Genomic DNA, 14,264 nt, shown 5'->3' with positions numbered 1-14,264 from the left:
CTACGCTAAGCCTGTTTTTTGTACAGACTACTATTCACTGAGCGTAATGCGCGGTATTTACCCTGTCCCAGTTTGAGGTTTGTTCTCCAGACGTAATCCCCGCTCAGGTTGATATGTTCCCATCCCAGCGGTGACAGATGGGTAATCAGTTGCTCATTAATCGCGATCCCTTTCCGTCTCAATGAATCTACCGCTCTTTCTATATAGACCGTATTCCACAGCGAGATCGCCGCAGTCAGCAATGTCAACCCACTTGCCCGGTAACTCTGGTTTTCCAGTCCCCGATCTCTGATTTCCCCCAGCCGGTGCATAAAGACTGCTCGCGCAAGGGCATTACGGGCCTCACCTTTATTCAACCCAGCCTGTACTCGTCGACGCAGCGAAGGATCCCGGAACCAGTCCAACATAAACAATGACCTTTCTATGCGGCCAACCTCCCTCAGAGCCTTTGCCAGACCATTCTGTTTAGGATAGCTGGCCAGCTTTTTCATCATCAGTGATGCTGTTACCGTTCCCTGCTTTATAGAACTTGCCAGACGCAGTACCTCATGCCAGTGGGTTTCAATTTCCTTCAGATTCAGGCTGGTTGAGGAGATGATTGACTGAAGCCCCGGATACAACTCAGCTTTCCCATGAATAAACAGCCGCTTGTCATGAAGATCCCGGATCCTTGGCGCAAAAGCGAATCCGAGCAGATGCATTAGCGCGAAAACATGCTCAGTGAAACCTGCGGTGTCAGTATAATGCTCTGTAATTTCCAGATCGGTTTCGTGATACAGCAGACCATCAAGTACGTGTGTTGAATCCCGAACACGGCTGATGACTTTGGTGTAAAACGGGCTGTACTGGTCCGAAATATGTGTATAAATTTGCACGCCTGGCTCCTGACCGTATTTCAGATTGACCTGACCCGCATAACGCCCGTGACTCCCCACCCGAAAGTTCTGTCCGTCAGACGATGACGTTGTTCCATCGCCCCAGAATGCTGCCAGAGGCCGCTTTTTCTGCGCATTAACCAACTCGGCCAGCGCGGCTGAATAGGTTTCATCCCTGATGTACCAGGCCTGAATGCCCTCGAGTGACGATTTTGTCGTTCCCGGACAGGATTCGGCCATTTTTGTCAGCCCAAGGTTGATCCCATCGGCAAGAATGGTGGTCAGTAACAACTTTCTGTCTTTAGGTCTGATGTGATTGTTCTTGAGATGGGTGAAATGGCGGGTAAAACCAGTCCAGCCGTCCACTTCATCCAGCATTTCAGTAATTTTAGGATGAGGTAGCATGCCGTAAACCAGATCGCCAAAAGGGGATGCTGTTGAAGGAACACTATTATCCAGCGGGGTAATTTTCACGCCTTTATCCGATATATCAACATCGGGTAAATCACCGGCCAGCGCCATTGCATTAACTTCCTCCAGGCGCGATGCCAGAAGCGTCAAACGGCTCTCAATGTATTCATGGCAATCGCCCGGAACAGCAAGGGGTAACTGGTTATCCTTGAGTGATTTTTCAAAATCGCCGGACGGGATCAGATAATCATCGAAATTCCTGTAACGGCGTGATCCCTTTACCCAGATATCGCCAGAACGTAATGCTCCCTTCAGCTCATTCAGCACGCAAAATTCGTAATATTTTCGGTCAATGCCGGTGGGGGTAATCACAACTTTTCTCCAGCTTTCCGGGATGAAACCGATTGGTGCGGAAGGTGGTACTTTTCGGAGTTGCTTTCGATACATCTCTTTGACGGTATCCAGCGCGTCACCGAGCTGCATTGCAGCGGGAGCAGCCCTGAACTGCAACGCTGACAGCATCCGGGGCGCGTATTTACGCAGCGTACTGTATTTTTCTGTGATCAGATGCAACGGATCGAAGTTGTCCTTACGTGACAGGAACCGCGTCTCTTCCACGCTGTTGATGAATTCCTGCCAGGGAAGCACGTCTTCTATTGCGGCCCAGGGATCTTCCCCAGACTCTCTGGCGTTAAGTAAGGCCTGCCCGACGGTAACGTATTGCTTCAGTTTACTCTGAATCAGCTTTCCCGTTTGCTGGAGCCGCTCGGCCTGAGTGCGTTTTGCCCTGCTGAACAGACTGCCCAGAATACGCTCGTGCAGATCAATAACTTCATCAGTCAGGGTGGCTCTGGCTTCCGATATGATACAAACCAGCGAGGCATAACGGCGAACATCCGTGAATTTTGCCAGGTCCCGGCTACTCATTTTCCTGCCTTCGCGTGCGAGTTTCAGGAGCCGGTTCTGATGCACGGAAAGCGCAATACCGTCAGGCAGTGCCAGCGACTCTATCGCATTTAACCTGTCGATATGTTGCAGGACATTTTTGCCGTTTATTTTTCCCGGAGGCTGAAGCAACCAGGCCAGCCGTGAAGGTTGTTCACCCTCAGATACCAGCAGGCGGTCCAGTGCCGCTTTTTGCCCCGGTTCAAGCTGCTCGGTCAGCGCAGAAAAAACCGCTCTGTCAGCAAGCGTTGTTGCTTCAGCAAGGGTTCGTTCGATCACCTCAACAGAGGGGAAAATAATCTTATTACTGTGGAGCCAGGAGAGCATTTCTTCCGCAAGTAAAAAACCTCTGTCTGTCCGCATGGCGTGGGGATAAAGGTGGCGAATACAGTTTTTTTGCAGCGCCCGGCTGAAGGGGGATAATTCAAGGTAGCGGTAGAGTTCAGCCAGATGTTCCCAGCGGGTGACCTCTCTTGATGCATACTCTGCCCACAGATCAGGCTGAAGTTTCAAATGAGCCGCAAGCCGGGAAACAACCCCGTAGTGAGGGGACTCATTATTGTCGGGTGGAAATCCTGGCCCTCGCAAATAGCAAAGTAAAACAGCAAAGCCCAGGCGGTTAGCTGGTCTGCGATGTTTATTAATAAGCGCGAGGTCATGTTCGTTCAAAAAGCACATGCGCGTCAGAAGAACGTCATCTTCCGGCACAACCAACAAGCGTTCTTTTTCTTCACTACTGAGTATTTGTCTCCGTGGCATAAATGCTTCCTCTGCATATAGTTTATTTACGTTATTTCTTGCCCTGACCGAAACCGGTCGGTTTCGTACACTACTCTGCAAATCTGTCCGAAAGTAAGTGAAATTCATTTCGTACATGCGTTATGATTCGTACATCCATTTCGTACATAAAATATCACTATGTCACGTGTTTTTGCTTACTGCCGGGTCTCTACCCTGGATCAGACCACCGAAAATCAGAGCAGAGAAATCGAGGCTGCCGGTTTTACCGTCCGGCCCCAGCGACTGATTGAAGAACATATCAGCGGTTCGGTTGCCGCCGGTGAACGACCAGGCTTCACCCGACTGCTTGATCGCATGGAAAATGGCGACGTGCTGATTGTCACCAAGCTGGACCGTCTTGGGCGTAATGCCATGGATATAAGAAAAACAGTTGAGCAACTGGCTGCGTCAGATATTCGAGTTCACTGCCTTGCGCTCGGAGGTGTTGATCTGACAAGTGCTGCCGGGAGAATGACTATGCAGGTTATTTCAGCGGTGGCGGAATTTGAGCGGGATCTGTTGCTTGAGCGCACACATTCAGGTATTGCGAGGGCAAAAGCGGCAGGAAAGCGGTTTGGCCGTCCTTCCACACTGAATGAAGAACAGCAACTTTCTGTGATTGAACGCATTAACACCGGGGTCAGTATCAGCGCCATTGCCCGGGAGTTTAATACCACCCGGCAAACAATTCTTCGGGTAAAGGCAGGTAAGCAATAATCCCAGACCCAAGATTCCAGCGTTGACAGTCTGCTCAGTGCCAGAAGCGGATATTACAATGTGCAGGTATTAAAGTCCGCTATTAGTCGTTAGCAGAACGTTAGTGTAAGGGCGATGAGCAGCGCAGCGGGTTATGGTCCCAGTATTCTGTGTAAATTATCTTGGCCGGTTTCAATATTATGCTGTAAAAATCATGGTAACAACAGAGTTTAAAATTAATCACTCATAGATAGTAATTTTTTGGTAATAGGTTTGCCAGACCTCACGCTAGTACAACCGAATAGGTATTACGACCACGTTGTTTACTTAAATACAGCTGCTGGTCTGCCAGTTCTATAATATTACTATCGTAGCCTTTCGCTTCATCGGCGACGGCAATGCCAACACTGATGCTCAGTTTGGTGGCGGGAGTTTGGGGGTGTGCGATATCTAATTCCAATACATGATGCAGCATCTTTTTTGCCACGGTTACTGCGCCATTTATATCGGTATCGGCTAGCAACACTACAAATTCTTCACCTCCATAGCGGGCGACCGTGTCAGCCTGTCGCCCGTTATGCTTTAGGGCACTGGCCACTTTACGTAAAGCATCATCTCCTGCTAAGTGGCCAAACGTATCGTTATATTTCTTAAAGTAGTCGATATCAATCATCAATACTGCAAGAGGACTCAGTTTACGTCTATGTTGGGCAAGTTGGATTGATAAAACGTTATCAAAATAGCGGCGGTTATAAATACCGGTTAACCCATCCAGATAAGCGAGAGAACGCAGTAAGTCAGCTTGTCTTTTCAGGGCTAAGTGAGCCTTTACCCGGTTACGTAATGTATTTGTATTAAATGGCTTTTGAATAAAATCGACGCCACCTGCATCCCAGCAGGCATCTTCATCCGTTTCATGCTGCAAGCCTGTGACGAATATGACCGGGATATCTGCCAGTTGTTTATCGGCTTTTAATTGCCTGCATGTTTCTAATCCATCCTGCTCAGGCATTACTACATCTAACAAAATGAGATCAGGCCGACTGTCGTGGCAAACTTTTATTGCCTGTTTGCCGCTTGTGGCCATCAGAATATTGTACTCGTTGCCTAAAACCTGAAAGACAATCTGAATATTAATAGGTTGATCATCGACAACTAAAATGGTTGCAGGGAATTGGCTGATAGCTACATTTGGTATAGTGTCAACTGACATATAAACTACTCTTTGAATTGACTTAACATTTTATCAACTATCACGACTGCTTGCTCAAAAGTCAAGTTGACTAGAGCCTCTTCAAGCTCTTTATTTAGTTCAGGTGTTTGAGCCTGCAGTGACGGTGCCAATTGCTGATAAAGTGGCAACGCTGCCATGTTGGCAAGATTGAGATGTTGCTTTAGCGTCATTAACTGAGCTGCCTGTTCCGTCCGGCTAACAGGGGCTTGTGCGGTAGCTATTTGCTGTTCCACTTGTAATAATTTCACCAAGTCTGTAGCGGTGTTAAGAGTTAACTTCAGTATATCCAGAACGTTGTTATCTACCTGATAACCGTCATCACTGTGCTCACGCAGCTCATCTTCCAAGCGGGCAGTAAGCTTTGCCAGATTGCTAAAGCCAAGTGTGCCTGCAGCACCTTTTAAACTATGAAACAACAATCGTGCATTACGACGGGTAAGTGTTTTATCCTCTAGTTGTTGTAATGCTTGCCTAAGGTCCTGCTCAAATTGCTTTAATACATTGACATAAATCGTCAGGGAATAACCAAGGCGCTGAACAGCAGCTTCGAGTTCAATATGATGCTGCTGGCAGAACGCTAACGCTGCCTGATCAAAATTCAGGTTTGATTTATTAACTTGTTTGACGTGAGGTGCTTTTTCTGCTTTATGATGGCTGAGAATTTTGGTCGTCAACTCGTTAAGATCAAAAGGTTTTGCGATGTGGTCTTGCATACCTGCTGCCAGGCAAGCGGCTATATCATCAGACATGGCGTGCGCTGTAATAGCAATAATCGGCAGCAACTGATGTCTAGGTAGCTTTCTAATCTCACGAGTGGTTTGATAGCCATCCATTCCCGGCATTTGTATGTCCATCAGTACCATATCAAAGTGCTCTGCCGTACTTTCCAGCATCTCTAACGCTTCCTCACCGCTGCTAGCAATTTTGATGGTCGCCCCTAGTTGCTGCAGTAACTCACTGGCAACCAGCTGGTTCGTCAAATTATCTTCTACCAGCAGTAAGGATATTCCCTGCAATGGCAGCTCGTGCGGGAGCGACAGGTCGAGATCGCCAAAAACAACACTCTTTACTGCCTGTAACATCATATTTTTTGTAACAGGTTTAATTAAAAATCCATCCAGATAGCGCTCATAATCGTTATTTTGCTCATCGAGCAGTTCTTTTCCATGAGCGGTAATCATTACAATCAGTGAAACCACGCTACTATGCAATTCCCGTAGCTCGCGAGCGAAGGTTAGGCCATCTTTACCCGGCATACGCCAGTCTACGAAAACGACATCATAGCGAGTACTATCGCGGTGGGCTTGCTTGACTAATAGTGACGCCTCTTGCGCATCGGACGCAATCTTTGCCTGCCATCCCAACGAGACCGCAATACCTTGTAAAATTATTCGCGCACTGTCGTTGTCATCGACAATCAACACGCTCAACTTTTCATTACTACGAGTAAACGTTTGAGAGTTTTGGATCGCCCTCTTCTCCGCATTGCGTACGACGACGTTAAAGCTAAAGGTACTTCCACAACCAAATTCACTCTCTACGCCGATTTCACCACCCATCAAATTCACCAAGCGCTTACTGATGGCTAAACCTAAACCTGTCCCGCCATAGCGACGACTTATTGAAGAATCTGCTTGTTGAAAACCGGAAAAAAGAGCGTTCTGTTGCTCCAGCGTGATACCGATCCCAGTATCTTTAATACTGAAAGACAAGTTAATCTCGCCCTCTGGCAGTGATTGAGACCTAATTGAGATGAGTATTTCACCCTTATCAGTAAATTTTATGGCATTGCCGACCAGATTTATCAGGACTTGTTTAATACGGAAACTATCACCTAACAAATGCTCAGGCACATCCGCTGTGACATCGTATAGCACTTCCAATCCTTTTTGCTCTGCACTAGATGAAAAAACAAGGCCGATATCCTGCAGCAAATCCGTCAAACTAAATGGATGCGGGTCTAGCTCCAACTTACCGGCTTCAATTTTTGAGAAATCCAGAATATCATTTAACAAGGTAAGCAAAGACTTAGCTGCACTATAGGCTTTTTCTATATAGTCGGCCTGGCGTTGATCCAGCGTGCTGTTGGCTACCAATTGTAATAATCCCAGAACTCCATTCATCGGCGTGCGGATCTCGTGGCTCATATTTGCCAAAAACTCAGATTTTGCTTTATTAGCAGACTCAGCTTGTTCTTTTGCTTGTGCCAGTTCCGCTTCGTATTTAAGTTGTTTAGTTAAATCAAACGCGATACCAAGAAAGCCTGCTAGCTGACCTTGCTCATCTTTTAGTGCACTGCGATTTAGTTTTACTTGCACCTGTTCACCGGTTTTTGTCAGGTAGGTCCAGCGCACATTATCCGTTTGCCCCAGACGCGCTTTCGCTACAAGGGTTTCAAAACCGACCGCGATGTTGCTACCGAGCTCAGTGGTCAGCTTAGCGGCATGGTGCTCCACTTCTGCGGGCAGATGAAAAATAGACGGGGTTTGTTGGAAAAGGACCTCCTCTGCGCGATAGCCTAAGAGTTTTTCTGCTGCTGGATTAAAGGCCGTAATAATGCCTTCTTCATCGGTAGCGATAATTGCGTAGCCCGCGCTGCTAAGAATACTGCGCTGCAAGATATTAACACGTGAAATCTCCGCCGTTCGCAGTGCGACCTGCTGTTCAAGCTCAGCATTCGCTTTTAGTAAAGTTTGCTCTGCAATACTTGCCAGCTCCTGCTTATGACGGATTAACTGACTTCTGCGCATTAACATAAGTTGCAGTAGATACACGCCAAAGGCCAGGATGGTACTGACTGCCATTACTTCAAAAAATAAGCTGGTGCCAGAGCGCAGTTGCAGTTCATTAATAAAGCGATTGGTTGGCGTAAGCGACAGCTGCCATTGGCGGCCAAATACAGAGAGATTTAATTTATGTTGTAGAGCAGCGTCGTAAGTGTCTTTCACTTCTTGGCTGAAGAACTCGATTGGCGTTTGTTCGGTAATGTCACTGATTTGCAGAAAGACATCGTTTTCCAGACCAGCAACTGAATTAAGGACGTCGTTAATCAGGATTGGGGCGTAACTCCAGCCAAATAAATGTTCAAGCCGTTGCCGACTATCTTGTGGCACGGTTGTTGTTTTATATACCGGCATTAACATTAAAAAACCCTGTTGAGCTCGCTCATTTGCTTGTACTAAGGTAATGGGCGCTGTTAACCTCACATCGTTATTGAACGCCGCATCTAATGCTGCCTTGCGGCGCATTGCTTCGGAACCAATATCAACCCCCACGGCCTCTCGGTTGTTTTGCTCAGGTTCAATATAGGTGATCACAAAAAGGCTATCTTGGTGTGGCGTAAGCTGCCTGATTTGGAAGTTGTAGCTTGGTCGCTCGGCAGCCATCCGGTCTAGAAATGCCGCAGTTTGGTTTGGTTCAACTTTGATGATTAAACCAAAACCATGAGCCCCTGGAAACTCCCTTTTATAGTCTCGCACTTGCGTATAGACCTGCATATCGTTGTAATCAAAATGCTCAGGGGATAGCGACATTACTGCACCACGGGTGCCGCGCAAACCATATTGATACAGCGTGACCTTTTCCTGAACCCCTTCTGCAATTAGATTTAACCTGACAGTAACCGCATCACTAATTCGCTTTGCTTGGGTTTGTTGTTGCTGATCTACCATGGATGTTGCCACAAAGTAGCCAATAACTAATAACCCTAACGGTAGCCATAATAACCCTAACGGTAGCCATAATGACATTAACCAACTGCGTAATGAAAATTTGGGAACAGAGATAAGTGACTTCATTTAATGCTCAGGAGGCTCCGATTGATATAAAAAGGGTAGGGCCGATAATTTAGATGGAAAACCAAAATCAAATTCAGAAACAATCCAGCAACTGATTTGCCTGTAGGACTCGCTCATTATGAAACAGTCGCACCAGCGCGCCGTGTTTTTAAAACAAGTTGAGCCAACCAGTAAATTAGAAACTTATTAAAAATATCAATCTAAGCTCAAAAAGCAAAACTTTCAAGTTGCATTGAGCTTATGTCGATATGAATAGTCATATTTAATCTACAGAGCAAGGACAAATTAGCGCCCCCTAACATTGTCAATCCAACTTAATTGCGTGATCTACGGAAATCAATAGAAGCAGATCGCTTTGAAGATGATTGTTGTAGTAAAAAGTTAGCTTGCCTTACTGAGAAGCACGATCCGAGTGACAATCAACTCGACGAATGGATGCTGGACACTGTGGTTGAGACACATGCCATTTTGCGGTTAAAAGTCCGTCCAACTTCAGGCGTTAATGTCCGCTCTATCAAGCAAAGCATACTTTCGCATGAGTACTATGATGCGGAGAGAAATTTCTGCTTTTCGCTCAGAGCTGCCTGTCATGTCTGCTTAAGAAACGGCCTTAACGTAGGATATTTTCCGTTTTCCAAGCGGACCCCTAGATAGCCGCCGAACGTCATTTTTCATGGTGAACCCCCTATTTCACTACATCAAATAATTTCCCGCTCCGCGAGATGTGCAAGTGGAACCATACTTTTATGTAAGATCCCAAATACAACGAATTGATGCTCATGTTGGATGTAATAGATGACATGACTTGAATAAGGGAAGCTAAACACATTCATGCGTACCTCGGGTCTATTTTTCCCAAGGCTGGGTGTTTCAGCCAGCAGCAGAATCGTTTGTCTAAGTCCTGATAAATATGTCTTCGACTGAGTCGTTCCCCATTGGGCTAACGTAAAGCGGTGAATACCTATCAGATCAGATTGTGCATCGGGCGTTAAATGATAAGTTACCGGCATTAGTCATACTGCCCTGCGGCCAGCTCATCAAAAAAGGTATTACCATCAACCAAATTGCCCATTTTGATGTCAGTCATGGCTTTCACCGCTTTGGATTGAAGCAAATGTAATTTTAGTGTCTCGATACTTTGGTATGCATCAGCTGAAATAACAACGGCCACAGGCTTGCCATTTTTATTAATTTGGATTGGAGCTTGCTGAGCTTTGAGCAACAAATCTCCAAAGTGAATTTTTGCTTCATTGGCTGAAAGAGTGTTCATTTATCACCTTTAAACGAATCGTTCGATTCGCTCAATTTACACCAGTTGGACGATAAAAGTCAAAAATGCACCTTATCAAAATGTATACTATTTGATAGCTCTGGTTATTGCCTATCAAAACTACTATCATAAGTGCATTATCAAAACCTTTAAAGAGATATGGTAATTTATGTCCAAAGTTGGTTATGCTCGAGTGAGTTCCACGGGTCAAAGCTTAGAAGTGCAACTGGGCAAGTTACATCGAGCTGAGTGCAATAAGATATATCAAGAAAAACGCAGTGGGAGGACGGCTGAACGGTCTGAATTTCAATCTTGCATGAGTTATTTACGTGAAGGGGATACCCTAGTGGTCACCCGACTCGATCGTCTTGCTCGCTCAGTCGTCCACTTAGCCCAGATTGCTTCGCGTTTTCAAAGTGAAGGTATTGATTTGCTCGTTATCGATCAGAACATCGATACGAGCACTTCGACAGGGCGACTCATGTTCAATATGTTGGCAGCTATTGCTGAGTTTGAAAATGACTTGCGGACAGAGAGACAAGCTGAAGGTATCGCAAAAGCACATGAAAATGGAGTTAAATTTGGTAGGCCTGTAAAACTTACAGACACCTTAAAACAAGCTATTTATGATAAAAGAGCTGAGGGGGCCACTATTGGTCAGCTTGCCAAGGAGTATCACCTTGGAGAAGCTTCTATTTATCGGGCTATAAATTCAGTTAAGCAATCAATTGTTTCCCCTACTCGATAGATATTAAAGAGCTGCGAGATTATGGAAAATTCAAAGCGCCAAATTCCTATTGTTATTGATACCGAGCGTAATGAGCCCATTTGGGTTGCATCATTAAGTTGGATCTATGAGCAGCATGAACTACAAGAAATACGTCAAGCCAACATAAAACACCATCGTTTCGTCTGCCAAAACTGTAAACAACTGGTGTATCTTCATGCAAAACGAGATGACGATAGCCGGCACGGGCATCAATATTACTTTAGTCATCCAGAAGGGATCGATTGCGATTGGAAGTCTGATAGTAAATCTCGTGCGGAAATTTACGCTGGAGTAAGTGAGGGAGATAAACATTGGCAAATGAAAGAGCTACTCGCTAAGACACTTATTAACCTCCCCAATTGGGAAGTGGTGGATGTCGATACACAGTTTGTTTTTAGCCTAGACAAACTCAAACGTGCAAAACCCGATCTCCATGCTCGTTATTTCGGTACAGATGTTGCGTTTGAAATCCAACTTCGTAGTGAATCCCCAAAAGTCATCCTTGACCGACAACATTTCTATCAGGAAAAAGAATGGCCATTGATTTGGCTAAGTGCCGAGAATGAAGATCAGATCCTTGATTTTTTTGATAAAGAAAGAATTGCGGTAAAACAAGTCCAGAAGGATATTGCCTTTTGTAACCGAGGGAACTGGTTCATTTTCAATAAATTCTTAGCTTCCCAATCACTCGAAAAAAAGCAGCTTACGATATTAACGAAAGTGTGGGAACCCAGCTTAGCTGGTAAAAAGATTTATTATGATTGGTGCCAATATAGTGTTACCTACGACCAACTCACCCATCACGATGGTGAAACTTTTTATAGGGACTTTTACGCTTTAGATCGTGCGCTAAAAGCTGATTTGGTTGAACAAGGGAAGTTAAGAGTTTTAGCAAATATTGACCATTTCAAAAACCAAGAATACCGCGATTGGAGCCAATTTTTAGTTGCTGCCAAGATATGCTGGCCAACTCTCGATATGAGCAGCGATGCTGATTGGCTGCATTCTGTGTTTAAAGAAGACTATTATCGACGTGTACTGCAAGTAAAAAGCACTGTGCTAACTATCATTCGATATTACTCATCAGACATGCCTAGTTCATATAAGCGTTGGGAACAATTTGCACTAAAGTTGAGTCATTTATACTTTGGTTTCCACAAAAATATGAGCTTAAGTGTGCTCGAAAAAATTATGTTAATCCTTGGGTATGATCTTTCAACTAAGTTGGGTAGAAGACAAAAATCCTATGCGCGAGCTGTTCATAACTTTTTCGACTATGAAGCATTTAAACCATACCAAGCACTTTGCTTACGTGCTATCGAACTTAGCGAACATAAAGAAGAGCTTTTACATACGCCTAATGTCCTGGCACGATTAAACGATCCTATGAAAAAATCCATCGAAATAAATTCAAGTTTAGATGATTTTCTAGAATGGTTTGCTTCTGATCCTATCTGTGAGCAAAGAGGGTTGTAGCGTTGTTTTGCTAACTTTACATTTTTGGCGCGTTGGGCAAATTTAGCCATATACCAATGCTTCGGTCTGATGCCGACGCCATTCGATGAACACCATAGTTTGCTCCGTTACCAAAGATACAGGCAAGAAGATCATTATGATCTGCTTCCAGATTATTTTTTCTGGATGATACGGCATTAAATACTGACAAAAATCCGGTCTCATTGTTTACATACTTCATTACATCGACTATCCCAGTATTTTTTATTTGAGTGTAAATTGGATTATCAACGCTTGTCTTCCATTTTTTACTGGCCAGACTCCACTGCAACCTGTTCGATTGTGGCTGCTTTTTTACGAATTCATTAGCATCTGAGTTTATGCCTATGCTTACACGATCCAGTTTCTCGTTAAAGCTATTCTCAAGATCGGATAGTGTCTGCCCTATTGGGGTTGTCAGTCGTTCAAGTCCAGTCTTCTTTATCAAAGCTGATTTATTCTCATCCCAGAATCTGGCCTCTATAAGGTCATCTTCCAGTCGTCTGTTTTGCTCGCTCTCCGAAGCATAAAAGAGACCATTTTCCAGATGGTTAGATATTCTGCTGTACATATGAAACTCAAATCGTTGAGCGTTAACCTCTCCTTCTTTTACAATGTAATCTTTCTCTGATGGGCGGATTACTCTCTGGTCTTTAGCATCCAGCTTGCCTTTTTCTTTAAGGTCATTTCTGGTAGCAGCAATCTGTTGGCCGATAACTGACTTTTCTTTGTCATATACAATATCTATAGCCATAAAAAGCTTTCTGATTGAATTCGCCACCTTAAGATGGTTACAGTCAATATACTGCCATTGATATTCAATTACATCGATTTTATTTTTGTCAAAGAATTTACTGACAAGGTGTATATCATCCTTCGATATAAGCGCAAAAACTTTTTTGCGAACATCACCAAAGGGTATGTTGTCATCAATACTGCCATCAATGAAGAGATTAAATACCTCACTCGCAAACTTAAGCTTTTTATTTATTAGATCTATTTCCTCAGTTGCCCGTGCTTTCGCTAACAAAACCGAAGCGTCTTTGTGTTTTTTAACTAGGTATCGGAAGGCTGTAATTATCTTGTCATTTATCTCCCGGTATCTGAAATACAAATAACAGCATAAATAAAGTACTCCCTGCCATTTAGGATGCCGCTTAAGACTGAATGTTGTGCTATGTTTTACTATTGTGGCATAGTATTCCATGTTTCCTTGAGATATGCTTAATTCATTGATAGTGTCTTTTATTTCATAATAGATACTGCTTATCATATTATGTGAATTTAATTCACGGTCTATTTCTGACGCTGAAAAATCTCTCGCGCCACCATTATACCCCCTGATTGCATTCAAATTACCTTCATCATGAAGAATTGAAATAATTTGTTGTGCTGTAGGAGGGCTCATCATTTTTGACAGAATGTTAATTGTCCTTTTTCTTTCGAAGTTTAATGCTTCTGAAACCAGTTTCTGGACAGTGCTGTAGCCGGGGAGTGCGATGCGCCTCTGCCCCAGAAAAGCAAGTAGCTCATCAAAAATATATTTTGGTTCCATACATATGGTAGCCACGTCATTCAGACGATCAGTTAACTCATTTTTAATGGATGATGTCAGCTGTTCAAATCCAAGAGTAGAAAGCATTCGGTTGACAAGGCGGGACTTTGTACTTTTAGGTATGTCTATGTTTAAATTAGTACGTTCATTTTTATAGTAAGTCTGGATGATATATTTTATATCACCCATTACGTTTTTTGATATAAACTCAGGAAGTACTGGTTTATACCTGAAATACCCTATAATCAATATCAGATATACTCTGCTTTCTATATTTATTGTTTTATTAATTTCTTTTCGAAGGTTAATATCTAATGCAAAATATTCTGCCCTCTCAACAGAATTAAAGGAAGGTACCTGATATAATTCATTTACTTCACTTTTTGTTAAAATACTAATTCTTTTCTTATGCTTCTGCATGTACTCACCTGAATGTTA

The 14,264-nt window shown here is 44.0% G+C and carries 9 protein-coding genes; 3 read left to right on the top strand and 6 right to left on the bottom strand.

The window, feature by feature from the left end:
- Positions 1 to 5: 5 nt before the first annotated feature.
- Entirely contained in the window at positions 6 to 2,990 is a 2,985-nt protein-coding gene (locus tag C9I43_RS00165) for a Tn3 family transposase (RefSeq protein ID WP_043495657.1), read from the bottom strand.
- 159 nt (positions 2,991 to 3,149) lie between these two features.
- On the opposite strand from C9I43_RS00165, the gene C9I43_RS00160 reads away from it, so the two are divergent.
- A complete protein-coding gene (locus C9I43_RS00160) occupies positions 3,150 to 3,728 on the top strand; it encodes a recombinase family protein (RefSeq protein ID WP_086903633.1) in 579 nt (192 codons plus the stop codon).
- Positions 3,729 to 3,990: 262 nt separating this feature from the next.
- Here the strand turns inward: C9I43_RS00160 and C9I43_RS00155 are convergent, their stop codons facing one another.
- The 4 genes from C9I43_RS00155 to C9I43_RS00140 all read right to left on the bottom strand — a co-directional run bounded on the left by C9I43_RS00155 (position 3,991) and on the right by C9I43_RS00140 (position 10,008).
- Positions 3,991 to 4,920: a diguanylate cyclase gene (locus tag C9I43_RS00155; protein WP_107881349.1), complete on the bottom strand. Its 930-nt coding sequence runs from the start codon at positions 4,918 to 4,920 to the stop codon at positions 3,991 to 3,993.
- A gap of 5 nt (positions 4,921 to 4,925) precedes the next feature.
- Positions 4,926 to 8,738 (bottom strand): CHASE domain-containing protein, encoded by a 3,813-nt coding sequence (locus C9I43_RS00150; RefSeq protein ID WP_107881347.1) that lies wholly within the window; start codon positions 8,736 to 8,738, stop codon positions 4,926 to 4,928.
- 698 nt (positions 8,739 to 9,436) lie between these two features.
- On the bottom strand, positions 9,437 to 9,748 hold the full coding sequence (locus tag C9I43_RS00145; RefSeq protein ID WP_107881346.1) for a type II toxin-antitoxin system RelE/ParE family toxin: 312 nt from the start codon (positions 9,746 to 9,748) through the stop codon (positions 9,437 to 9,439).
- Positions 9,748 to 10,008: a type II toxin-antitoxin system Phd/YefM family antitoxin gene (locus C9I43_RS00140; protein ID WP_011638898.1), complete on the bottom strand. Its 261-nt coding sequence runs from the start codon at positions 10,006 to 10,008 to the stop codon at positions 9,748 to 9,750. Before C9I43_RS00140 ends, C9I43_RS00145 begins: the two co-directional genes overlap by 1 nt.
- 169 nt (positions 10,009 to 10,177) lie before the next feature.
- On the opposite strand from C9I43_RS00140, the gene C9I43_RS00135 reads away from it, so the two are divergent.
- Complete coding sequence (locus C9I43_RS00135; RefSeq protein WP_107881344.1) at positions 10,178 to 10,756, top strand: recombinase family protein; 579 nt, start codon at positions 10,178 to 10,180, stop codon at positions 10,754 to 10,756.
- Positions 10,757 to 10,777: 21 nt separating this feature from the next.
- On the top strand, positions 10,778 to 12,253 hold the full coding sequence (locus C9I43_RS00130; RefSeq protein ID WP_107881342.1) for a DUF6035 family protein: 1,476 nt from the start codon (positions 10,778 to 10,780) through the stop codon (positions 12,251 to 12,253).
- A 16-nt stretch (positions 12,254 to 12,269) separates the two neighbouring features.
- Here the strand turns inward: C9I43_RS00130 and C9I43_RS00125 are convergent, their stop codons facing one another.
- Positions 12,270 to 14,246 (bottom strand): DUF4158 domain-containing protein, encoded by a 1,977-nt coding sequence (locus tag C9I43_RS00125; RefSeq protein WP_258191663.1) that lies wholly within the window; start codon positions 14,244 to 14,246, stop codon positions 12,270 to 12,272.
- Positions 14,247 to 14,264 lie beyond the last annotated feature (18 nt).

This window comes from Shewanella morhuae (genome assembly GCF_003028295.1).
Taxonomy (GTDB): domain Bacteria; phylum Pseudomonadota; class Gammaproteobacteria; order Enterobacterales; family Shewanellaceae; genus Shewanella; species Shewanella morhuae.
This window is presented reverse-complemented; position numbering and strand designations above follow the sequence as displayed.

Excerpts from the sequence above, each read along its gene's own strand:
- C9I43_RS00125 (WP_258191663.1), bottom strand. The coding sequence starts at position 14,246 with ATGCAGAAGCATAAGAAAAGAATTAGTATTTTAACAAAAAGTGAAGTA.
- C9I43_RS00165 (WP_043495657.1), bottom strand. The coding sequence starts at position 2,990 with ATGCCACGGAGACAAATACTCAGTAGTGAAGAAAAAGAACGCTTGTTG.
- C9I43_RS00135 (WP_107881344.1), top strand. The coding sequence starts at position 10,178 with ATGTCCAAAGTTGGTTATGCTCGAGTGAGTTCCACGGGTCAAAGCTTA.
- C9I43_RS00150 (WP_107881347.1), bottom strand. The coding sequence starts at position 8,738 with ATGAAGTCACTTATCTCTGTTCCCAAATTTTCATTACGCAGTTGGTTA.
- C9I43_RS00145 (WP_107881346.1), bottom strand. The coding sequence starts at position 9,748 with ATGCCGGTAACTTATCATTTAACGCCCGATGCACAATCTGATCTGATA.
- C9I43_RS00130 (WP_107881342.1), top strand. The coding sequence starts at position 10,778 with ATGGAAAATTCAAAGCGCCAAATTCCTATTGTTATTGATACCGAGCGT.
- C9I43_RS00140 (WP_011638898.1), bottom strand. The coding sequence starts at position 10,008 with ATGAACACTCTTTCAGCCAATGAAGCAAAAATTCACTTTGGAGATTTG.
- C9I43_RS00160 (WP_086903633.1), top strand. The coding sequence starts at position 3,150 with ATGTCACGTGTTTTTGCTTACTGCCGGGTCTCTACCCTGGATCAGACC.
- C9I43_RS00155 (WP_107881349.1), bottom strand. The coding sequence starts at position 4,920 with ATGTCAGTTGACACTATACCAAATGTAGCTATCAGCCAATTCCCTGCA.